At 65.8% G+C, this 21,536-nt stretch carries 19 protein-coding genes; 11 read left to right on the forward strand and 8 right to left on the reverse strand.

Translation table 11 applies throughout. From position 1 onward, the window contains the following. Positions 1-234 precede the first annotated feature (234 nt). From C4S71_RS15925 to C4S71_RS15970, 10 genes are all read left to right on the forward strand, one after another. Positions 235-1,233: a porin gene (locus C4S71_RS15925; RefSeq protein WP_103969796.1), complete on the forward strand. Its 999-nt coding sequence runs from the start codon at positions 235-237 to the stop codon at positions 1,231-1,233. A 222-nt stretch (positions 1,234-1,455) separates the two neighbouring features. Continuing rightward, positions 1,456-2,589, forward strand: a complete 1,134-nt coding sequence (dctP, locus tag C4S71_RS15930) for a TRAP transporter substrate-binding protein DctP (protein WP_103969797.1) — start codon at positions 1,456-1,458, stop codon at positions 2,587-2,589. Between the two features lie 78 nt (positions 2,590-2,667). Further along, on the forward strand, positions 2,668-3,186 hold the full coding sequence (locus C4S71_RS15935) for a TRAP transporter small permease (protein ID WP_103969798.1): 519 nt from the start codon (positions 2,668-2,670) through the stop codon (positions 3,184-3,186). Between the two features lie 3 nt (positions 3,187-3,189). After that, a complete protein-coding gene (locus C4S71_RS15940; protein WP_103969799.1) occupies positions 3,190-4,488 on the forward strand; it encodes a TRAP transporter large permease in 1,299 nt (432 codons plus the stop codon). A gap of 116 nt (positions 4,489-4,604) precedes the next feature. Further along, a complete protein-coding gene (locus C4S71_RS15945; RefSeq protein ID WP_235014541.1) occupies positions 4,605-6,179 on the forward strand; it encodes an acyl CoA:acetate/3-ketoacid CoA transferase in 1,575 nt (524 codons plus the stop codon). A gap of 20 nt (positions 6,180-6,199) precedes the next feature. Then, a complete protein-coding gene (locus tag C4S71_RS15950; protein ID WP_103969801.1) occupies positions 6,200-7,390 on the forward strand; it encodes a thiolase family protein in 1,191 nt (396 codons plus the stop codon). Positions 7,391-7,476: 86 nt separating this feature from the next. Next, complete coding sequence (locus tag C4S71_RS15955) at positions 7,477-8,496, forward strand: TRAP transporter substrate-binding protein (RefSeq protein ID WP_103969802.1); 1,020 nt, start codon at positions 7,477-7,479, stop codon at positions 8,494-8,496. Between the two features lie 102 nt (positions 8,497-8,598). Next, positions 8,599-9,066 (forward strand): DUF3237 domain-containing protein, encoded by a 468-nt coding sequence (locus C4S71_RS15960; RefSeq protein ID WP_103969803.1) that lies wholly within the window; start codon positions 8,599-8,601, stop codon positions 9,064-9,066. 17 nt (positions 9,067-9,083) lie between these two features. Beyond that, positions 9,084-9,620, forward strand: coding sequence for a TRAP transporter small permease (locus C4S71_RS15965; protein ID WP_103969804.1), 537 nt, complete (start codon positions 9,084-9,086; stop codon positions 9,618-9,620). Beyond that, entirely contained in the window at positions 9,613-10,911 is a 1,299-nt protein-coding gene (locus C4S71_RS15970; protein WP_103969805.1) for a TRAP transporter large permease, read from the forward strand. Before C4S71_RS15965 ends, C4S71_RS15970 begins: the two co-directional genes overlap by 8 nt. A gap of 39 nt (positions 10,912-10,950) precedes the next feature. Here the strand turns inward: C4S71_RS15970 and C4S71_RS15975 are convergent, their stop codons facing one another. The 6 genes from C4S71_RS15975 to C4S71_RS16000 all read right to left on the reverse strand — a co-directional run bounded on the left by C4S71_RS15975 (position 10,951) and on the right by C4S71_RS16000 (position 17,895). Next, positions 10,951-12,741: an acyl-CoA dehydrogenase gene (locus C4S71_RS15975; RefSeq protein ID WP_103969806.1), complete on the reverse strand. Its 1,791-nt coding sequence runs from the start codon at positions 12,739-12,741 to the stop codon at positions 10,951-10,953. 197 nt (positions 12,742-12,938) lie between these two features. Then, positions 12,939-13,724, reverse strand: coding sequence for an SDR family NAD(P)-dependent oxidoreductase (locus tag C4S71_RS15980; RefSeq protein WP_103969807.1), 786 nt, complete (start codon positions 13,722-13,724; stop codon positions 12,939-12,941). A 10-nt stretch (positions 13,725-13,734) separates the two neighbouring features. Continuing rightward, complete coding sequence (locus tag C4S71_RS15985) at positions 13,735-14,505, reverse strand: crotonase/enoyl-CoA hydratase family protein (RefSeq protein ID WP_103969808.1); 771 nt, start codon at positions 14,503-14,505, stop codon at positions 13,735-13,737. 248 nt (positions 14,506-14,753) lie between these two features. Beyond that, positions 14,754-15,824, reverse strand: coding sequence for a TRAP transporter substrate-binding protein (locus tag C4S71_RS15990; protein ID WP_235014544.1), 1,071 nt, complete (start codon positions 15,822-15,824; stop codon positions 14,754-14,756). 44 nt (positions 15,825-15,868) lie between these two features. Then, positions 15,869-16,837 (reverse strand): PDR/VanB family oxidoreductase, encoded by a 969-nt coding sequence (locus tag C4S71_RS15995; RefSeq protein WP_103969809.1) that lies wholly within the window; start codon positions 16,835-16,837, stop codon positions 15,869-15,871. Continuing rightward, positions 16,834-17,895, reverse strand: a complete 1,062-nt coding sequence (locus C4S71_RS16000; protein ID WP_103969810.1) for an aromatic ring-hydroxylating dioxygenase subunit alpha — start codon at positions 17,893-17,895, stop codon at positions 16,834-16,836. Before C4S71_RS16000 ends, C4S71_RS15995 begins: the two co-directional genes overlap by 4 nt. A gap of 272 nt (positions 17,896-18,167) precedes the next feature. On the opposite strand from C4S71_RS16000, the gene C4S71_RS16005 reads away from it, so the two are divergent. Continuing rightward, positions 18,168-18,872: a GntR family transcriptional regulator gene (locus C4S71_RS16005; protein WP_103969811.1), complete on the forward strand. Its 705-nt coding sequence runs from the start codon at positions 18,168-18,170 to the stop codon at positions 18,870-18,872. Positions 18,873-18,961: 89 nt separating this feature from the next. Here C4S71_RS16005 and C4S71_RS16010 read toward each other — a convergent pair whose 3' ends face one another. Further along, positions 18,962-20,074 (reverse strand): NAD(P)-dependent alcohol dehydrogenase, encoded by a 1,113-nt coding sequence (locus C4S71_RS16010; protein WP_103969812.1) that lies wholly within the window; start codon positions 20,072-20,074, stop codon positions 18,962-18,964. Between the two features lie 14 nt (positions 20,075-20,088). Continuing rightward, a complete protein-coding gene (locus C4S71_RS16015) occupies positions 20,089-21,507 on the reverse strand; it encodes an aldehyde dehydrogenase family protein (protein ID WP_103969813.1) in 1,419 nt (472 codons plus the stop codon). Between the last annotated feature and the right edge of the window lie 29 nt (positions 21,508-21,536).

The raw sequence follows: 21,536 nt of genomic DNA on the forward strand, positions 1-21,536 counted from the left end.
CTGCGGCATTCGACTTTAGCAAGGGAGGCCGTGTGAGCGATTGCCGATGCACACCCTGGAAATCCCTGCAACGCTTTGTATGAATTGTGTTTTTTCGTTTGTCAATATTGTTCGTTATGCGGACGATATGTTGATATAAACATTGTGTTTGACAACAATTTGTTTGTTGGAAAGTATTGTTGTGCAGCGTTTGAGCGCGCTGCTCGCCAACAAGACACACAATGGGAACACACAATGACAACGCTCCAACGACTGACCTTGACGCCTCTCGCTTTCGCCCTGGCCGCTGCGGTTTCCGGCCAGGCCTTGGCCGACACCCACCACAGCGGCCCCACCTTCTCCGGCAACGTGACCGGCGGCGTACTCGATGTAAGCGACCGCGACCTCGATCTCTGGGCCTTCCGGGCCGAGGCCGGCGTGGGTGGGGTCTATACCGTCAATCCCAGCCTGCGTATCCGCTACGACCTGGTGGCCGACTTCGCCAATGCCATCAACTCCGTGGATGAGCAGACCTGGACGCCGGGCGCCCACCGTCAGGACGACGGCGAGATCTACCTCCGCACCGCCCGCGTGCTGCTGCTGACCGACTTCGGTAGCTTCGGCTTCCAGCCCCGCGTGCCCTCCGGCTTCTGGCACCAGATCTACAACAACATCGACACCTTCGAGTACAACCGCTTCCATGCCCAGACCGGGCAGAACGCCATCTTCGGCCAGGCCGAGCAGGGTAGCGACGTGCTCTCCTACGGCACTCCGCGCTTCGGCGGCTTCCAGTTCATCGGCGCCGTGCTCACCACCAACGCCCAGAACGATCAGGACTTCGACGTGGTGACGGGGCGTTTGATCTACAACGAAGGGCCGCTCAACTTCGGCATCGGCCATACCCAGGTGCGTCGTCCGGGCATCGACAACCTGCACCGTACCTCCTTCGGCATCGGCTACGACTTCGGCATGGTGCAGTTGGGCGGTGTCTACGAGCACAACGACGACCGCGAGGACAGCGGTGCCGCTTCCGACTTCGATGCCTGGGGCGTGAACGTCTCGGCCAATCTGAGCGATGCCTGGTCGGTCTCTCTGGGCTACGCCGAGAACAACCGCAACTTCGATCTCGACAACGACGCCTGGGTGGGTGTCGTGCGCCACCACTTCAACGACAAGGTGTATGGCTTCCTCGAAGCGGGCCGCTACGACCGCACCGACAACAACGTGGCGGCGGGTCTCAGCGTCAGCTTCTGAGGCAAAGGCGCTCTGTGTCCGACTAGCTTGCTTTCGGCCCGGCGAGAACGCGACTCGCCGGGCCTTTTATCGACTCCCGCCTCAAGAGATAGCTGGCCAAGAAGACTTAGACCAAAGTCGGGTATCTAGAGGGGTTGATGAGTGGACTATAATCGGCCATCAGATAGATGACTACAACCATTGTTGATTCAACAAACAAATATAATCCATCTGGAGACACCCATGACGAATCACACGCTGCTCAAGACCGTTGCCATTGCCGTCACCGTCGGGAGTCTGGCGCTAGCCAGCCATGCTCAGGCCCGTGAGTTGCGCATGGCGCCGGGGGTGCCGCCCGCCCATCCCGCCTACAACCCGATGTTCACCCAGTTTGCCGAGCGCCTGGAGGAGAAGACCAACGGTGAGCTGAGGGGCAATCTGCTGGGCACCGAGGTGGCCAACATCGGCAACATGCGCAATGCCATCCGCAGCGGTCTGGTGGAGGCGGGGCTGTTCCTGCCGGCCTATTTCCCGGCCGACCTTCCCGAGATCAACCTGGTCGGCGACATGGCCTTCCTCGGCACCACGCCCCATGCCATGGCGGCGGCAGTGACGGAATATATCGTTACCTGTGCGGAATGTCAGGAAGAGCTCAAGGCGCTGGGCATCGTCTACACCAGCTCGCATGCCTCTGACCTCTATCGCATCCTGAGCACCAAGCCGGTGCGCTCCCTTGCCGATCTGCGCGGCCTGCGCATGCGCGTCGGCGGCCCGCAGTACTCCCGCTGGGCCGAGTCGGTCGGCCTGACACCGGCGACCATGTCGGTGGGCGAGACCTACGAGTCGCTCTCCCAGGGCGTGATCGAGGGCACCATCGCCTCCATCGCCGACATCATCTCCTTCCGTCTCGACGACGTACTCAATTACGTGACCGACGTCGAACTGGGCACCTTCCACAGCACCATCTCCCACGCCGTCGGCCAGCAGGCATGGGACAGCCTGACGGAGGAACAGCGTGAAGCGATGATCCACGCTTCCGTCGAGGCGAGCGCCGCCATCACCCAGCGCTGGGGTTACGAGATGGCCGAAGAGGCGCGCGAAATCGCCAAGGAGAGCGGCATCGAGATTCTCGAGCCCGAGCAGGATCTGCTCGATGCGATTCCTGCCTTCCTCGAGGAGGATCTGACTTATGCCGCGGAGCAGGCCGAAAGGCGCCACGGTGTGCAAGACGCCGAGGCCAAGATCGAGCGCTTCCAGGCGCTGGTCGACAAGTGGACCGAGATGGTCGAAGAGATCGGCGACGATCACGAGGCCATTGCCGAGGCCATGAAGCGTGAAATCTTTAGTGACGTCGACTTCGCCACCTACGGCAGCTGAGCAGGTCGTGTACCCCACGAATGGCCGGCCTTCGGGCCGGCATTCGTGCAGTGTTTTCCTTGATGTAGGAGACGCCCCATGGCTGTGTTATATCGCCTGACCAACCTCGCCGCTGTCGGCTTGGCGCTGCTGGGCACTTTGGGGATTCTGCTGATGGTGGTGCACATCACGCTCGATGTGGTGCTGCGCTCGACGCTGTCGATCTCCATTCCCGCCACGCTGGAACTGGTGACCCGCTACTACCTGATCACCCTGGCATTGCTGCCGCTGGGCTGGGTCGAGTGGCGCCGCAACATGATCAGCGTCGAAGCGCTGGAAGGCCTGATGGGCCCCAGGCTGATCCGCATTTCCGACGTTCTGGTATCGCTGCTCTCGGCGGCCATCTACGCCACGCTGGCCGTGGCTACCTGGGGCAAGGCCATGGAGCAGTACCAGATCGGCGCCTACGTCATGTCGCTCAACGTGCCGATGCCCGTCTGGCCGACCTATTTCGTACTGCCCGTGGCCTTTGCGCTGGCTGCATTGGTCTGCCTGGTCAGGCTGCCGCTGCTGGCGACGGGAACGACGTACGATTCTCCCGCGCAAGAGGAAAGGTAATTCATGTCCGTTGCGACCGGTTTCTATGGCTTGATCATTCTCCTTGTCCTGCTGGCACTTCGCGTACCGGTTGCGCTTGCTCTGGTGTCGGTCTCATTGGGCGGCATGACCATGATGTTCGGCTGGAACACCGCCATCGGCATGCTCTCCTCGACGCCCTATGAGTTCATCGCCAAGTGGACGCTCAGCGCGGTACCCATGTTCCTGCTGATGGGCTTCGTCTGCTACCACGCCGGGCTGACCAACGGCCTGTTCAATGCAGCCAAGGTGGTGTTCCGCTGGCTGCCGGGCGGCGTGGCCATCTCCAGCATCTTTGCCAGCTCCGGCTTTGCCGCGGTGAGCGGTTCCAGCGTCGCCTGCTCGGCGGCCATGGGGCGCATCGCGATTCCCGAGATGGTGAAGGGCGGCTACAAGCCCAGCTTCGCCTGCGGCACCATTGCCGCGGGTGGCACCATCGGGGCGCTGATTCCCCCCAGCATCCTGATGATCGTCTACGGCGTGTTCGCCCAGGTCTCGATCACCCAGGTGTTCCTGGGCGGCATCACCATCGGCCTGCTGACCGCGGTGAGCTACTGCATCGTGATCCTGGTGGTGAGCTGGTTGCGCCCCGACATCGTGCCCCGGGAGGCCGTTGGCGCCCGCGAGGTGTCTCCGCGTCAGGCGCTGCTCGATATCTGGCCGGTGCTGGTGCTCGGGGTGCTGGTGTTCGGCGGCCTCTTCTCCGGCTTCTTCACCGCCACCGAGGCCGGTGCCGTCGGCGCTGCCGGGGCGATTCTTATCGGCCTGGTGCTGCGGCGGCTGAATGGCAGGGCCATGAAGGCGGCGCTGCTCGAGACGCTCTCCACCACCTCGGCGCTGCTGATCATCGGCGTCGGTGCCAGCATGTTCACCATGTTCCTGAGCCTGAGCGGCGTGGCCGGCTACATCACCGGCGCCGTCAGCGGCTGGGACCCCACCTATCTGGAACTGATGCTGGTGGTGGTGTTGATCTATCTCTTCCTCGGGCTGTTCATGGAGCCGTTCGGCGCCATGCTGGTGACCCTGCCCGTGCTGCTACCGATCTTCGAGCTGTATGACGTCAGCCTGATCTGGTTCGGCGTGCTGCTGGTCAAGCTGCTGGAGATCGGCATGATCACGCCGCCGGTGGGCATGAACATCTTCGTGATCAAGGGCGTGGCCGGGCAGTACGCCTCGCTGATGGACATCTTCCGCGGCGTTTCGACCTTCCTGGTGGCCGACATCCTGGTGGTGGCCCTGGTGATCTTCTATCCCCAGATCGTGCTGGTGTTGACCAGCGGCTGACGGGAGCGCCTCGCTAGCCGGGGCGTTCCAGTGGGAGATCCATGAGTCAGTATGTTTGTTGATTCAACAATATATATCGCCATGCTATTGGTGTTTCCGCAAGAGGGCCGACAACAGTGAAGCCGACAAGTGTGAACAAGATCATCGACAGCGCTGCCGCGGCGAACCTGATCCAGGACGGCGATACGGTCATCTGGACTACCGCCGGCCTGTGCGGTTTCGCCGAGGCCGTGGCCACGGCCCTGGAGCAGCGCTTCCTCGAGACCGGGGCGCCCCGCAACCTCACCGTGGCGCACAGCTGCGGCTGCGGCGACGGCAAGAGCCGCGGCATGAACCACCTCGGCCACGCCGGCCTGGTCAGGCGCTTGATCAGCGGCCACACCGGCCAGGCGCCGCGCATGGGCGAGCTGATTCGCGAGAACCGCGTCGAGGGCTACCTGCTGCCCCAGGGCGTGCTGGCGCACCTGTGGCGCCATATCGCCGGCAAGAAGCCCGGCGTGCTCAGCAAGGTGGGGCTCGGCACCTTCGTCGACCCGCGCCTGGAGGGGGGCAAGGCCAATAGCGCCGCCGAGGAGGATCTGGTCAAGCTGGTCGAGCTGGAAGGCGAGGAGTGGCTGCTCTATCGCACCTTCCCGGTGGATGTGGCAGTGATTCGCGCCACCACCGCCGACGAGCGCGGCAACCTGAGCATGGAGCGCGAGGCGCTGTTCCTCGAGCAGCTCTCCATGGCTCAGGCGGCCAGGAACAGCGGCGGCATCGTCATCGCCCAGGTGGAGTACCTGGCCACCCAGGGCAGCCTGCACCCCAAGCAGGTCAAGGTGCCGGGCGACCTGGTCGACTACGTGGTGGTGGCCGAGCCCGAACACCATATGCAGACCATCACCACCACCTACAACCCGGCCCTGGCCGGCGATCTCAAGGTGCCGCTGGGCGGCATCAAGCCGCTGCCGCTGGACCCGCGCAAGGTGATCGCCCGGCGCGCCGCCATGGAGTTGGTGCCGGGCGGGGTGGTCAACCTCGGCATCGGCATGCCGGAAGGGGTCTCCAGCGTGGCGGCGGAAGAGGGTGTCAGCGATCTGATGACGTTGACCACCGAACTCGGCACCTACGGCGGCGTGCCGGCCAGCGGCGGAGATTTCGCCACCGCCTACAACGCCGAGGCGATCATCGATCACGGCTACCAGTTCGACTTCTACGACGGCGGCGGTTTGGCCGTGTGCTTCCTGGGGCTGGCCCAGACCGACCACGAGGGCAACCTCAACGTCAGCAAGTTCGGCGACAAGGTGGTGGGGCCGGGCGGCTTCATCAACATCAGCCAGAACGCTCGCAAGGTGGTGTTCTGCGGCACCTTCACCAACGGCGGCAAGGTGGCGGTCGAGGGCGGCAGCCTGCGGATTCTCGAGGAGGGGCCGCGGCGCAAGTTCGTCCAGCGCGTCGACCAGATCACCTTCAGCGGTCGCTATGCCCACGAGACCGGCAAGCCGGTGCTGTTCGTCACCGAGCGCTGCGTGTTCGAGCTGCTCGACGGCGAGATCACCCTGACCGAAATCGCCCCCGGGCTGGACGTCGAGCGCGACATCCTGGCGGCCATGGACTTCGTGCCGCGCATTGCCAGCGAGCTGCGCGAGATGCCGGCGGAGCTCTTCCAGCCCCAGTGGGGCGGCCTGCGCGCGCACCTGACCCGCGACTGAACAGCATTTGGAGATCGGACATGTTCAAGAACGCCTACATCCCCTACGGCGGCTACTACACCACCCCCTTCTGCAAGTGGATGGGCAGCCTGGCCAACGTCAACTCCATCGAGCTGGGCGCGGCCACCAGCAAGCGCTGGTTCGCCGCCCGCGAGATCGATCCCACGCTCATCGACTATCTCTACCTGGGGGTGTCGGTGGGGCAGAAGTCGATCTTCTACGGCGCCCCCTGGGCCGCGGCCATGATGGGCGCCGGCCAGGCCCCGGGGCAGAACATCACCCAGGCCTGCGCCACCGCCACCACGGCGGTGTTCAATGCCGCCCTGGCGGTGGATTCCGGCAGCTTCGACACCACCTACTGCCTGCTGGCCGACCGGCCCTCCAACGGCCCCCACACCATTTGGCCCAACCCCAACGGGCCGGGTGGCGAGGTGATCGCCGAGAACTGGAACATGGACAACATCGCCGCCGATCCGGCCACCGGCAAGGACATGCTGACCACCGCCGAGAACGTGGCGCGGGAGCACGGTTTCAGCCGCGAGCAGGCCGATGAGCTGACCCTGCGGCGCTATGAGCAGTACGCCGAGGCCCTGGCCAACGAGCGCGCCTTCCAGAAGCGCTACATGTTCCCGGTGGAGGTGGCGGTCTCGCGCAAGGAGACCAAGCTCGTCGAGGCCGACGAGGGCGTGACTGCGACCTCCGCCGAGGGACTCGCCAAGCTGCGCTGCGTGCAGCCGGACGGTATCCATACCTACGGCGCCCAGACCCACCCGGCCGATGCCAATGCCGGCATTCTCGTCACCACCCGCGAGCGGGCCGTCGAGCTCAGCCGTGACCCGCAGATGGCGGTGCAGGTGGTGGCCTACGGCCATGCCCGCACCAAGCCGGCGCACATGCCGATGGCGCCGGCCGAGTCGGTCAAGCGTGCGCTCGCCCGCGCCGATCTCCGGCTCGACCAGATCAAGACGATCAAGAACCACACGCCCTTCATCGCCAACGACCTGCACCTTTCGAAGGCGCTGGGGCTCGACGCCCACAGCTTCAACAATTACGGCACCTCGCTGGTCTACGGCCACCCCCAGGCGCCGACCCTGGCGCGCCTGCTGATCGAAGCCATCGAGGAGACCGCACTCAAGGGCGGCGGCTACGCCCTGGTGACCGGCTGCGCCGCCGGCGACTCCGCCGCGGCGTTGATCGTCAAGGTCGGGTGAAAAGGCTCAGGTGCGGTTCGGTCGAACGCACCGATGACAGGGGCGGCCAAGGCCGCTCCGCTCAGTTGAGAAAAGGAGAAACAACAATGACAGCACGCAAGCTCCTGATCGGTACCCTTTGTCTTGGCTTCTGGTCCTCGGCCGCACAGGCACAGGACGCCACGTTGCGATTCGCTCACTGGCTGCCCGAGCAGCACGCCCTGCCCGCCACCGGTTTCAAGGAGTGGACAGAATCCATCCACGAGGCCTCGGGAGGCACCATCCGCTTCCAGATGTACCCGGCCCAGCAGCTCGGCAGCGCAGAGGACCACTACGACATGGCTGCCAGCGGCATAGCCGACGTTACCTGGGTCAACCCCGGCTACACCGCAGGACGCTTCCCGGTCTCGGACCTGCTGCAATTGCCGTTCATCGTCAGCGATACGCTGAACGGAGCCGCAGCCGCGACGGAGTGGTACAAGCAGTATGCCGAGCAGGAGATGCCGGAGGTGGTGATGTGCCTGATTCATGGCCACTACCCAGGCACACTGCACGCCAAGGAGGAGATACGTCACCCGAGCCAGGTGCGGGGCATGACGATCCGGCCGGCCAACTCTTCCATTGCTCAACTTGTAAGCGTACTGGGTGGGGCCAGCGTCCAGGTATCGGCCCCCGAAACCCGTGAGGCGCTGGCCAGGGGCACGGCGGATGCCATTACCTTCCCCTCCGGCTCGACGATCCTGTTCGGCATCGATGACATCACGCGATACCACATCGAATACCCCATGTACTCCTCATGGCAGGCGATTCTGATCAACCGCAACACCTATCAGCGACTGAGTGACGAGCAGCAGGGGGTGATCGACGACCACTGTACCGGGGAGTGGGCCACTCGCGTCACACGAGGCTGGGAGGAGATGGAGCGCGAAGGGCACGAGCATTTCCGCAGCTCGCCCGAGCACACCATGATCGAGCTGACCGACGAGGAACTCGACGCCTGGCGTGAGGCCGCAGCACCGCTGCGCGACGCCTGGGCCGAGCGCGTGCAAAACGCAGGGCATGACCCTGAAAGCCTGCTGAACGATTTGCAGGAGCGACTGGCCGCTGTGGATGCCCTGGCCGAGTAACCACCGACGCGAAGCCGTTGCCGTCTCTTCAGCCTGCATGTGCCGGATGACTGGAGAGGCGGCCCGCGCTGGCTTTTGGCTGATCATCCGCAGGAGACCCAGGTGAAACTCGAACATCCCCCTGAGCTGGAGCATGTCACGACCCTGAACGTACTGGTCGAGGATCCTCTCGAGATCGGCGAGCTGGCCATCGGTCGGCGCCGCATCATTCCCATCTCCGGCGGCAGCTTCGATGGTCCGAAGCTTGCCGGAGAGGTGCTGGGTGGCGGGGCAGACTGGCAGCTGATTCGCCCCGATGGCTGCGCCGAGATCATGGCCCGCTACACCCTTCGCACTCATGAGGGCAGCCTGATCGAAGTGGAGAACGGCGGGGTGAGGCATGCTGCCGAGTCGGTCATGGCGAGGCTGATTCGCGGCGAGGCGGTCGACCCCGATCAGTATTACTTTCGCACCGCGCCCCGCTTCCAGACCGCCGATCCAGACTTAGCCTGGCTGACGCGCGATCTCTTCGTCGGACGAGGCATCCGTGAGCCCGGCCGGGTCCGGATCCAGGTCTACCGCGTCGGCTAGCCACCGAGGAACCGCCCATGCCTTTACACGCCATCATCACCGCAGCTGCGGGGTTGATCGAGCGCATCGCCAGCCTCAGCCTGGCGGTGATCACGCTGCTGATTCTCGTCGCTTCGCTGTCGCGTTACCTGATCGCCACTTCCATTCCCGACGCCCATGCCATCGCCAGCCTGCTGCTCGGCATCGCTATCCTCTGGGGGCTCGGTTCGACCACCTGGCGCAACGACCATATCGCAGTGGATCTTGTCTGGCAGCTTTGCCCGCCGCCATTGCGCCGCCTGATGGACATCTTCTCCCACCTGCTGGTAACGGGCTTCATCGTCGTGCTGGCCTGGGTGCTGTTCGGGCGAGTGGAAACCATCCTGCGAGCCGGCCAGACCACGTCCGACCTGCAGCTACCGCTATGGCCTTTCTACGGCGCCGCCTGGCTGGGTGTGGTGTCCGCCAGCCTGCTGGCCCTGGCGCGGCTGGTCTTGCTCATTCTGCGACCCGCAGCGCTGCCGGATCCAGGCTCGATCCTGGACGATGCGGCCAAGGAGCCTCGCGATGGATAACAACATGATCGCCCTGCTGGGGTTCCTGGGGCTCTTCACCATGATTGCCCTGCGCGTACCGGTAGGTATCGCCATGGGTATCGTCGGTGTGCTCGGCTTTGCTGCGGTGACCAGCCTGGATGCGGCGCTGGGGGTGCTGGCCACCTCGCCGCTGCGCAGTGTGACCAACTACAACCTGAGCCTCATTCCGATGTTCATCCTGATGGGGGTCTTCGCTTCGGCTACGGGAATGAGTCGCGAGCTGTTCCGGGCCGGCCAGGCCTGGCTGGGTGGTTTTCGTGGTGGCGCTGCCATGTCCACCATGGCGGCCTGTGGGGGGTTCGCTGCCATCTGTGGCTCTTCGGTAGCCACCGCTGCAACCATGACGCGAGTGGCACTGCCCGAGATGCGGCGTACCGGCTATGCGGATAGCCTCTCCACCGGCTTGATTGCCTCGGGCGGCACTCTTGGCATCCTGATTCCCCCCTCCGTGGTGCTGGTCCTGTATGGCTTTCTTACCGACCAGGACATTGGCCAGCTGTTCGTGGCGGGGGTGATCCCAGGGCTTCTGGCGATACTGCTCTCGTTCGTTACGATTCGCGTGCTGGGCATGCTCCGACCGGAATCGATGCCGGCGGGCGAGCGCTCGAACTGGCGTGAAAAGGTCGATTCACTGCGCGGCATCTGGGCGGTAGTGCTGTTGTTCATCGCCATTGTCGGGGGAATCTATGTAGGTGCCGTGACACCAGTGGAAGCGTCGGCCCTGGGGGCCTTCTGTACGTTCCTGATCGGGGTGCTGCGGCGTCGGCTTACCCTGCGATCGACCCTCTCTTGCCTGCTCGATGCCCTGCGTACCTCCGTTGCCATTTTCACCATCCTCATCGGGGCAATGCTGTTCGGCTATTTCCTGACCGTGACCCAGACGCCTCAATTGCTGACCACCTGGCTAACCTCGCTGCCGGTGGGTGATTATGGCGTACTGTTGCTGATTCTCGCGCTGTTCCTGGTGCTCGGCTGCGTACTGGATCCCATGGCGATGATCATCCTGATGGTGCCGATCCTCTACCCGGTGATCACCAGCCTGGGCTTCGATCCCATCTGGTTCGGCATAATCGTCGTGGTGGCAGTCGAGCTGGGCATGATCACACCGCCGATCGGCATCAATGTCTTCGTGATTCGCTCCGTGGCCCCGGATGTCGCATTGGGTACGATTTTCAAGGGGGTGATGCCGTTCGTGGTGGCGGATCTGCTGAGGCTGGCGCTGCTGATACTGTTTCCGGCTCTGGTGCTGTTTCTTCCCGGAAAGATGTGATCGCGAAGGGAGATGGAGCGGGCGTGCCCGCTCCCGACATTACAGCGTACTGGCCGAAAAGCGGCTCAGCACCGCGCCGGCATGGCGCAGCGTGTGACCGTGGGCGCGGGCCTGGGGTGCCTGGGTGGCCAGGTAGAAACGGGCCAGTTCGCTCAGCCCCGTCAGGTAGTCGGGGTCGCCGTCGCCGTCGCCTGCTGCGCGGCGGGCCTCGGCGGCCAGCGCCAGGCGGGCCATCTGCCAGGCGCCGCAGGCGATGCCGAGCAGGTGCAGCAGCGGCACGGCACCGGCATAGAGCTCAGCGGTGTCGACCTTGTGGGCCAGCAGCCAGTCGACGGTTCCGTCGAGCAGGGTGGCCTGGTCGTGGAGCGGCTGCGCCAGGTCGTTCAGGTGTTCATGACCGTCGAGCCGACCGGCCGTCTGACGAATATCCGCGATCAGCTCGCGCAGGGTAGCGGCGTCCTCACGCAGGATCTTGCGCCCCAGCAGGTCGTTGGCCTGAATGCCGGTGGTGCCCTCGTAGATGGTGATGACGCGGGCGTCGCGGAACAGTTGGGCGACTCCGGTCTCCTCGACGAAGCCCATGCCGCCGAACACCTGGATCGCCTCGTCGCAGAGGTCGTTACCCACCTCGGTGCACCAGCCCTTGGCCACCGGCATCAGCAGATCGACGTAGCGGCGGTACTTGTCGGCGGTTGCGGACTCGGGGTGATGACGGGCGAGGTCGAACCAGCCGGCGGCGCTGTAGAGCAGGCCGCGCATGGCCATCAGCCGGGCGCGCATCGACACCAGCATGCGCTTGACGTCGGGGTGGGCGAGGATCGGTAGGCCGGCTTCGCCGGTGACGATGTCGCGCCCCTGCACACGCTCCCGGGCGTAGGCGAGGGCGGCCTGGTAAGCGCGCTCGCCCAGGGCCGCGCCCTGGATGCCCACGTTGAAGCGGGCCTCGTTCATCATCACGAACATGGTGGCCAGGCCTTGGTGCGGCTCGCCCACCAGATAGCCCAGGGCGCCGCCGTCGTCGCCGTAGCTGAGGGTGCAGGTGGGGCTGCCGTGGATGCCCATCTTGTGCTCGATGGCGATGCAGCGAATGTCGTTGCGCAGCCCCGGCTCGCCCCGTTCGTCGAGCAGGTACTTGGGCACCAGGAACAGCGACAGGCCCTTCACTCCCGGCGGGGCGTCGGGCAACCGGGCCAGCACCAGATGCACGATGTTGGGGGTGAGCTCGTGCTCGCCGTAGGAGATGAAGATCTTCTGGCCGAACAGGCGGTAGGCGCCGTCGGGTTCGGGCTCGGCGCGCATGCGCGTGGCCGCCAAGTCGGAGCCGGCCTGGGGCTCGGTGAGGTTCATGGTGGCGGCCCACTCGCCGCTCACTATCTTGTCGAGCCAGGTGGCTTTCTGTGCCTCGCTGGCGGCGATCATCAGCGCCTCGGTCTGGCCCACGTTGAGCTGGGGCAGCATGGCGAAGGCCATGTTGGCCGAGAACCACATCTCCCACACCGGGGTGGAGACCAGCTTGGGTAGCCCCTGGCCACCATGCTCAGGGGGCAGCGAGAGACCGATCCAGCCGGCCTCGCGAAACCGGTCGTAGGCCGCCTGCCAGCCCTCGGGGGTGACCACTCGCTCGCCTTCCAGACGGCAGCCCTGCCGATCGCCGACCGGGTTGAGCGGAGCGAGCACGCCGGCGGCGAACTTGCCGGCTTCCTCCAGCACCGCGCTGACCAGATCCGGCGAGGCATCCTCGCAGCCGGGCAGCTCGCCGATACGCTCGAGACCGGCCAATTCGTCGAGGATAAACTGCATATCGCGCAGCGGCGCCTGGTAATCGAGCATGGTGATGGACGTTCCTCGTTGCTGGCCGGACGTAGATAGGATCTGGATCTGGTGGGGGTGGGCTATCCCGGTGGGCAGGCCTTCGCGAAGGCGCTGTGAACCCTTCCCTGGGCGCTACTTTTGCCATCCATGGCAAAAGACCTTCGCTACGACCTGCCCGCCGGCGCCCACCGAGAACGGTGCCGAAGAAGGGGCTTTTACCTCGGGGCCATACGGATCGCTCCATCCACCCGAATGGTCTCGCCGTTGAGCATGGGGTTGTCGACGATATGGCAGGCCAGGCGGGCGAATTCGTCGGGCTCGCCCAGGCGGTTGGGGAAGGGGATGGACGCGGCCAGGGACTGCTGCGCCTCTTCCGGCAGCGCCTCCATCAGCGGGGTTCTGAACAGCCCCGGGGCGATGGTCATGACGCGAATGCCGTGGCGCGCCATCTCCCGGGCGATGGGCAGGGTCATGGCGACGATGCCGCCCTTGGAGGCCGCATAGGCGGGCTGGCCGATCTGGCCGTCGAAGGCCGCCACCGAGGCGGTGTTGATGATCACCCCACGCTCTCCGTCGGCCTGGGGCTCGCCCTTGGCCATGGCGGCGGCGGCCAGGCGCAGCATGTTGAAGGTGCCCAGCAGGTTGATGTTGACGATGCGGGCGAAGGCTTCCAGCGGCAGCGGCTCGCCGTGGCGATCGACCACCTTGGCGGGGTCGCCGACTCCGGCGCAGTTGATCAGCCCGTGCAGGCCGCCGAAGGTGTCCACGGCCAGCGCCACCGCGGCCTGGGCATCGGCCTCGCTGGTGACGTCGGTGCGGCGGAACAGCGCGCGGTCGGTGGCGCTCCTGGCGTTCAGCTCGCCCGCCAGCTTCTCGCCGCGCTCGGCATTGAGATCGGCGATCACTACGTTGCCGCCGGCGTCGTGCAAGGCGCGCGCGGTGGCTTCTCCCAGCCCCGAGGCGCCGCCGGTGACGATGAAGGTATTGTCCTGGAATTTCATGATGCTTTCCTCAGGTACGTGGGCCCTGGCCCTTGTGCTTGAAGAAGTTGCCGATGCGTTCGGCGACCTCGGGGCTGGTCTGGGTCAGGGCGGCGGTGAGCGATTCCACGAACAGGCCGTCGTCGCTGGCCATGTTGTCGATGCGCGAGATGGCGGAGACCATGGCCCAGTTGGCCATGGGCGCGTTCTCGGCGATGCGCTCGGCCAGCTGGCGGGCCTTGTCGAGGCTCTCGCCGTTACCGACCACGTAGTGAGAGAGGCCGAGGCGCTGCCCTTCGTCGGCGTCCATGACGCGGCCGGTGAGCATCATTTCGCACATGCGGCCGGGGCCGATGATGTTGGAGACCCGCACCGAGGCGCCACCGCCGACGAAGATGCCGTGACGCCCTTCCGGCAGCTGATAGACGGTGCTGGACTCGGCGACCCGCACATGGGTGGCGGTGGCCAACTCCAGCCCGCCGCCGATGACGGCCCCCTGCATGGCGGTCACCACCGGCAGGCCGCCGTTCTGCAGGCGATCGAAGATGCGGTGCCAGCCGCGCGAATGCTGCACCACGCCGAAGGGGTCGCGATGCTGATGTTCGGCGAGGTCCAGACCGGCGCAGAAGTGCTTGCCCTCGGCGGCCAGGACGATGACCCGCGCCTCTTCCGGCGTGGCCACCAGGGCTTCTTCCAGGGCGCTGAGCAGACGGTCGCTGACGGCATTACGCTTCTCCGGGCGCGCCAGGGTGATGGTGTAGATGGTGTCGTCCAGAGTCGTCTTGACGAGCGTTTCGGTCATGTGTGCCTCGGCAATAATCGTCAAGCTGAGCGCTTGTTGTTCGAAGATACTGTTGTGTAACTAAACAATGGATAGAGTACAGCAGTCGCCGAGCCGGGTCATTCCTGCCTTTCTTCGACTTTAGTCTTGCAAGAAGCGTTCTGGAGGAGAAACGAAGACGGCAGCCCGAGGGCTGCCGTAACGAAGGGTGACTTAGCGAATGGAGGGTGGCGGGTAGAGTATGGCGAGTGACGCGACTAGCGATGAACTCAGCCGCGGCACTCGTCCTGTAGCGCGAGGGCGGCTTCGTAGATCTCCCGGCCTTCCTCGTCGACTTCGTCCAGGTAACGTTCGATGGTCTCGTTCAGCACCGGCCCCCAGTCGGGATGCTCGAGGGCATCCTCGATGACCAGAAACTCGTGGCCGGCCTCTTCGGCGTCCTGGCGGCCCTGACGGATCAGCTCGTCATAGACCTCGGCGGCGCGCAGTGACCACTCCAGGCCGCTGTGGTCGTCGATCACCTGCTGCAGGTCTTCGGGCAGGCTGTCGTAGGTGCGCTGGTTCATGGTGGCGAACAGCGACAGATCGTACAGCGGCACTTCGGTGTGGTAGCTGGCCAGCTCGTTGAGGCGGAAGGTCTTCATGCCCTCCCAGTTGAAGCTCAGCCCGTCCACCACGCCGCGCTGCATGGAGGTGAAGACCTCCGGCGCCGGCATGCCCACGGCCTGGGCGCCGAGTCGGGTGAACATGTCGCCGACCACCGGCGTGGGACGGCGCAGGCGCAGCCCTTCCAGGTCCGCCGGCGTCTCGATCAGGCGCTCCTTGGTGTGCAGGTAGCCGGGGCCGGTGGTGAACATGAACAGCGGCCGGGTATCGGAATACTCCTCGTCGAAGTGGCCCTGCTCATAGAGCGACTGCAGGATGCACGAGCCCTGGCGGCTGCTGGCCGAGACGCCGGGCAGCTCGACCACCTGGGTCAGCGGGAAGCGACCGGCGTTGTAGCCCTGGGCGGTGGCGCCGATGTCGGCGATGCCGTTGACCACGCCCTGGTAGGCGTTGTCGGCACCGGTGAGGGTGGCGCCGGGGAAGATCTGCACCTGCAGGCGGCCCTCGGAGGCCTCTTCGACGCTCTCCGCCCAGGCCTGGAACAGCTCGCGGTCGATCAGCGAGCCGCCGGGCCAGACGTGGGCGATGCGCAGGGTGGTGGCCTCGGCCAGAACGGGGGTGGCCAGGAGCGCCGCAGCCAGGGCGCCGGTGAGGGCGCTGTTCAGGGAATTTCTCCGCGCGCCCTTCTTGGAAAGGGGCTTGGAAAGGGCGGTCACGATCTTGCTGGGTGTCATGGGGGTGTTCCTCTTGTCGTTATGGGTGTCGTCATGTGAAGCACCTACAGGTCCAGCACCAGAACCTTGCTCTTGGCCCGCGAACAGCAGGGGGTGAACTGGTCGTTGGCGGCATGCTCGTCGTCGTCCAGGTAGAGGTCGCGATGGTCGGGCTCGCCCTCCAGCACCCGCGTCAGGCAGGTGCCGCAAACCCCCTGCTCGCAGGAGACCATGATCTCGATGCCGTTCTCGGCCAGCACCTGATGCACCGTCTTGTCGGCGGGTACGCTGAAGCTGGCGCCGCTGCTGGCGATCTTGACCTCGAAGCTGTCGTCGTCGGCGGTGTCGGTCACGGCGCCGGCGAAGTACTCGGTGTGCAGCCGTTCGCTGGGCCAGCCCGCCGCCTTGCAGGCCGTGAGCACCGCCTCGATGAAGCCGGTGGGGCCGCAGACGTAGACCCGGGCGTCGGGATCCGGCGTGGCGACCAGCGCCTCGAGGTCCAGCTTCTGCTCCGCTGCGCCATCGTCGAAGTGGAAGTGCACCCGCTCGGCGAAGCCGGACTCGGCGATGCGCCGACGAAAGGCGGTGCGCTCCGGCGAGCGCGTGCAGTAGTGCAGCTCGAACTCGGCATCGGTGTGGGCCAGGCGCTCGGCCATGCACAGCAGCGGCGTGATGCCGATACCACCGGCCAGCAGCAGGGTGCGCGCTGCCGGCTTGAGCGGAAAATGATTCTTGGGCGCGCTGATCTGAATCAGGTCGCCGACCTGGATCTCCTCGTGCATGGCCACCGAGCCGCCACGGGAGGCGGGGTCGCGCAGCACGCCGATCAGGTAGCGGTCGCGCTCCTCGGGGTGATTGCACAGCGAGTACTGGCGAATCAGGCCGCTTCTGACCTGCACGTCGAGGTGGGCGCCGGCGCTGAACGCCGGCAGCGGCCGACCGTGGGGGTCGGCCAGCTCGAAGGTGACGATGTCCCGGGCCTCGTCGTGGCGCGCCTTGACCTCGACGATCAGCGAGAGAGGAACGCTGCTCATGGGGTGACGCCCTCCCTGGCGGTTCGCTCCTCGGTGAGGATGCGGTCGATGATGCGTCTGGCCTGTACGCCGCCGCCGTCGATGTTGAGCTTGAGCAACTGGCGCTCCGGATAGCGCAGCAGGTTGCGCTGCTGGGCCTCGAGCATCTCCAGGTCCTCGGCGAAGATCTTGCCCTGGCCCTCGCGGATCTTTTCGGTGAGCTCGCCGTCCTCTGGCTTGAAGTTGCGCGCCATGCCCCAGAAGTACCAGATCGAGGTGTCGGTCTCGGGGGTAATGAAGTCGACCACGATGCTCGATGCCTTGACAGCGGCCGGGGCGTCGTAGCCGCCATTGCCGGCATGAGCCACGCCCACCTCGATATGTACGTGGCTCGGCGGGGTGAAGCGGCAGATCTGCCAGCGATCCACCGGCACGTCGTCGGCCAGGCCACAGCCGCGCAGTGCCGCCTGCCAGAAGGGCGGTGCCGGAATGTTTTCCATGTGGCGGCTGGTGATCACTTCGTCGCCCTCCACGGTGGTCTCGGGAGCGGCCTCCTCGATCTCCGGCTGGCCAATGCTGGAGGCGTGCACGTAGGTCTCATGGGTCAGGTCCATGAGGTTGTCGATCATCAGGCGGTATTCGCAGTGGATGTGATAGAGCCCGCCGCCGTAGGCCCAGTCGGGGCTGTTGGCCCAGTGCAGCTCGGGGATCAGGCTCGGGTCGGCCTGTTCGGGATCCCCCGGCCACAGCCACACGAAGCCGTGGCGTTCCACCACCGGGTAGGCGCGAATGCTGGGGAAGCCACGTACGCGCTGGCCGGGCATGCCGGCGCACTTGCCGTCGCAGCCCATCTCCAGGCCGTGGTAGCCGCACACCAGCTTGCCGTCGCGGACGAAGCCCAGCGACAGCGGGGCGCCGCGGTGAGGGCAGAAGTCCTCCACTGCGGCAACGCGGCCTTCGTCGCCGCGAAAGAGTACGATGGGCTCATTGCAGATGGTGCGTCCCAGCGGCTTGTCCGCGATCTCGTCCGGGGTGCAGACGACGTACCAGGTGTTCTTGGGGAAGGGGGGTTGAGTCACGGTTCTCTCCTCGGGAGCATGGATTTATTACTGCGCTCGATATCCTGGCCGCCGGCGGTGCTCGCTATCCTCATTGAGCTACAGTCAACTCCGGTAGCTGCGCTCCGGCGGCGGCCAGCCTCTCATCGTTCGCTACATAAATCAGTGCTCCCTTCTTTGCTGAGAATGTTATGTTTGGATCCAAAGTAGAGCTTTTCAGCCTTGCGATGGTCAACTTATGCTTTAGTTGGATCCATTGTTAATTTCGAAAGGGCAGCAAGGGTGGTGATCGAGTGAGCGACAGCGACAAGAGCGTGGTGAGCCGGTTGCGCAAGCTGATCGGCGAGGGCTTCTATCAGCCCGGTGAACGTATCGGCGAGGTGGCGGTGGCGGAGCAACTGGGGGTCTCGCGCACCCCGGTGCGCCTGGCCTTCCGCACCCTGGAGCAGGAGGGACTGCTGCAGCGGGCCGGCAAGCGCGGCTTCATGGTGCGGGAGTTCACCGAGGCGGACGTGCTCTGCGCGGTGGAGGTGCGCGGGGTGCTGGAGGGGCTGGCGGCGCGCCGCCTGGCGGAGCAGGGGCTGAGCCCGGCGCTGGCCGAGGAGCTGACGGTTTGGATCCAAAAGGGGCGCGAGCTGCTGGCCAAGGGCTACCTGGAGGAGCGTGACGTCGACGTCTGGAGCGAGCTCAATCGGCGCTTCCACGAAACCATCGTCGGCTCGGCCGGCAGCCCGGTGATCGGCGACGCCATCGCCCGCAACAACCATCTGCCCTTTGCCGCCGCGGATTCCATCGTCATCGACAGCGAGGCGCTCGACCGCGAGTACCGCAAGCTGCAGCTGGCTCAGACCCAGCACGAGCTGGTGTTCCAGGCGCTGCGCCACGGCGAGGGCGCCCGCGCCGAGATGCTGATGCGCGAGCACGCCTTCATCGGCCTGCGCTATGGGGAGTTGCTGGGGTTGGGACCCGGGCTCGGCCAGCCGCGAGCCGACGACTGAGCGCTGCCCAGGGGCGTGTGCGTGTTTGCCAGGACAGGCGCACCGCCGGATGGCGCTGCACCTGTCCTGACTTCATGGAGCTGCTGGCTTCATAGCGGCGCGGGAAAGCGCACGATGGGTTTGACGACCCGGCCGTGCTCGGCATCGTCGATGGCCTGGTTGATCTGCTCGAACTCGTAGTAGGTCACCAGCCGGTCGAACGGGAAGCGGCCCCCTTCGTACAGGCGGATCAGCGCCGGGATGAAGTGATCCGGCAGCGAGTCGCCCTCGACGATGCCTCTCAGGCTGCGGCCCGCCGACATCATGTGGCTCAGATTCAGCTCCAGGGTGCTGCTGGGGTCCGAAGCGCCGAGGATGCCACAGGTACCACGGGGCGCCAGTACCGCCACGGCCTGCTGGATGACCGGCGCCAGGCCGGTGGTATCCAGGGCGTGATCGACACCCGCACCGCCGGCGGCCTGGCAGATTTGCTCCACCACCCCGGGGGAGTCGGCCACGAAGGCGTGGCTGGCGCCGAGTTCCAGGGCCAGTTCCAGACGCTGGCGGTTGCGGTCCACCGCGATGATAGTGGTCGCCCCGGCGACCACACCGGCCATGATGGCCGACAGGCCGACCGACCCGGTGCCGAACACCGCCAGCGAATCGCCCGGTGCGACCCGCAGCGAGTTGAGCACCGCGCCGGCACCGGTTTGCACCCCGCAGGCCAGCGGCCCCAGCAGCTCCAGCGGGGCCGAGCGGGGCACCTTGACCACGTTGCGCTCATGGCACAGCGAGTGGCTGGCGAAGGAGGACTGGCCGAAGATGTTGCCGTACACCATCTTGCCCGCCTGGGACAGGCCACTCGAGCCGTCCGCCCGGGTGCCGAGGAAGTTGCGCGGGAAGAAGTCGTGGCAGTAGCTGGCCTGGCCCTTGTCGCAGCTGGCGCAGTGGCCGCACGAGTTGTAGGTCATGACCACGTGATCGCCGACGGCGACCTTGGTGACGCCGCTGCCCACCTGCTCGACGATACCGGCTCCCTCATGGCCCAGCACCACCGGCTGTGGCGTGGGGAGATGCTGATCGCGCATGACGATGTCGGTGTGGCAGATGCCGGTAGCCACCAGGCGCACCAGGATCTCACCGGCCCGGGGCGGCTCCAGCTGCAGTGTCTCCAGGGAGAGCGGGGCCTGTGGCGCGCGGGCCACGGCTGCGTTGATTTCCATGGCGTACGCTCCTCTCACGGGGCCGGCTTGGCGACCACCACCGACTGGATGGCGGTGTATTCGTTAAGCCCCGCCTCGGCAAACTCCACGCCGATGCCGGACTGCTTGTGGCCGCCGAAAGGGATGTGCGGCGCCATGGCAAAGTGCTGGTTGACCCAGGCGCTGCCCGTCTCCAGCCGGCTGGCGATGCGCTCGCCCCGCTCGACGTCCCGCGTCCAGACCGAGCCGCCCAGGCCATAGGGCGAGCGGTTGGCACGGCGTATCGCATCCTCGACGTCGTCGAAGCGCAGCAGCGAGCGCACCGGGCCGAAGATCTCCTCGTCCACCACCGGATTGCCCTCCCCGATGTCGCGGATCAGCGTCGGTTCGACGTAATAGCCCGGGCCGTAGGTGCGACCGCCGGCGATGATGCGTCCGTACTGGGGGGCAAGCTCGAGCGCCCGCTTCACCGCCTCGAACTGACGGCGGTTCTGCACCGGGCCGAACTGGGTGGTCGGGTCCAGCCCATCGCCCACCTTGGCCGAGCGCGCCAGCTCGGCGAGCGCATCGCACATCGGTTCGTAGATGGCGGAGTGGATATAGAGCCGCTTGATCGACATGCACACCTGCCCCGAGTTGACGAATGCCAGGCCGAACAGCTGCGGGGCCACGGCCGCTACGTCGACGTCGTCGAGCACGATGGCGGCGTCGTTGCCGCCCAGCTCCAGGGTGAGGCGCTTCAGGCTGTCGGCGGCGGAGCGCATCACCGCGCGTCCGCTGGCGGTGGAGCCGGTGAAGGAGATCTTGTCGATGTCCGGATGGCCGGCCAGCAGCGGGCCGATGTCGCCGCCGTCCGGCACGACGTTGATCACCCCCGCTGGCACCAGGTCGGCGATGAGCTCGCCGAGGCGCAGCGTGGCGAGAGGCGTGGTGGGGCTCGGCTTGACCAGGCAGGTATTGCCGGTGAGCAGCGCGGGGCCGAGCTTGTAGCAGGCCATCACCAGCGGGAAGTTCCAGGGCACGATGGCGGCCACCACGCCCAGCGGGCGGCGGTGCAGCTCGGCGCGCTGCTGCGCGTCGTCCTGCAGTATTCGCGGCGAGAGATCGGCATTGGCGAAATAGCGCAGGATCGCCGGTGCCTGAAAGGTTTCCACCTTGGAGCCTGCCAGGGGCTTGCCCTGTTCGAGGGTGATCAAGTGCTCCAGCTCCTCTGCATTCGCCTCGATGCGATCGGCGATGGCAAGCAGCACCTGGCGCCGCCGCTCCAGCGGCGTATCCCGCCAGGCGGGCCAGGCCTCGCGGGCGGCACGAATGGCACGCTCGGCCTCTTCGGGGGTGGCGCGGGGGCAGTAGGCCACCACCTCCTCATTGCTGGGGTTGATCACCGCCATCTGGCGAGTGCCCGTGGTCAGTTCGCCGTCGATCAGGGCATGGAAGGCGTGGGAAGTGGACATGGCGTGCTCCTGTTGTTGTGTTTACGTCT

Source organism: Billgrantia desiderata (assembly GCF_900108215.1).
Lineage (GTDB): Bacteria > Pseudomonadota > Gammaproteobacteria > Pseudomonadales > Halomonadaceae > Halomonas > Halomonas desiderata.

Coding starts and splice junctions, on each gene's coding strand:
- C4S71_RS15925 (WP_103969796.1), top strand. CDS start 235: ATGACAACGCTCCAACGACTGACCTTGACGCCTCTCGCTTTCGCCCTG.
- dctP (WP_103969797.1), top strand. CDS start 1,456: ATGACGAATCACACGCTGCTCAAGACCGTTGCCATTGCCGTCACCGTC.
- C4S71_RS15935 (WP_103969798.1), top strand. CDS start 2,668: ATGGCTGTGTTATATCGCCTGACCAACCTCGCCGCTGTCGGCTTGGCG.
- C4S71_RS15940 (WP_103969799.1), top strand. CDS start 3,190: ATGTCCGTTGCGACCGGTTTCTATGGCTTGATCATTCTCCTTGTCCTG.
- C4S71_RS15950 (WP_103969801.1), top strand. CDS start 6,200: ATGTTCAAGAACGCCTACATCCCCTACGGCGGCTACTACACCACCCCC.
- C4S71_RS15955 (WP_103969802.1), top strand. CDS start 7,477: ATGACAGCACGCAAGCTCCTGATCGGTACCCTTTGTCTTGGCTTCTGG.
- C4S71_RS15965 (WP_103969804.1), top strand. CDS start 9,084: ATGCCTTTACACGCCATCATCACCGCAGCTGCGGGGTTGATCGAGCGC.
- C4S71_RS15970 (WP_103969805.1), top strand. CDS start 9,613: ATGGATAACAACATGATCGCCCTGCTGGGGTTCCTGGGGCTCTTCACC.
- C4S71_RS15975 (WP_103969806.1), bottom strand. CDS start 12,741: ATGCTCGATTACCAGGCGCCGCTGCGCGATATGCAGTTTATCCTCGAC.
- C4S71_RS15980 (WP_103969807.1), bottom strand. CDS start 13,724: ATGAAATTCCAGGACAATACCTTCATCGTCACCGGCGGCGCCTCGGGG.
- C4S71_RS15985 (WP_103969808.1), bottom strand. CDS start 14,505: ATGACCGAAACGCTCGTCAAGACGACTCTGGACGACACCATCTACACC.
- C4S71_RS15990 (WP_235014544.1), bottom strand. CDS start 15,824: ATGACACCCAGCAAGATCGTGACCGCCCTTTCCAAGCCCCTTTCCAAG.
- C4S71_RS15995 (WP_103969809.1), bottom strand. CDS start 16,837: ATGAGCAGCGTTCCTCTCTCGCTGATCGTCGAGGTCAAGGCGCGCCAC.
- C4S71_RS16010 (WP_103969812.1), bottom strand. CDS start 20,074: ATGGAAATCAACGCAGCCGTGGCCCGCGCGCCACAGGCCCCGCTCTCC.
- C4S71_RS16015 (WP_103969813.1), bottom strand. CDS start 21,507: ATGTCCACTTCCCACGCCTTCCATGCCCTGATCGACGGCGAACTGACC.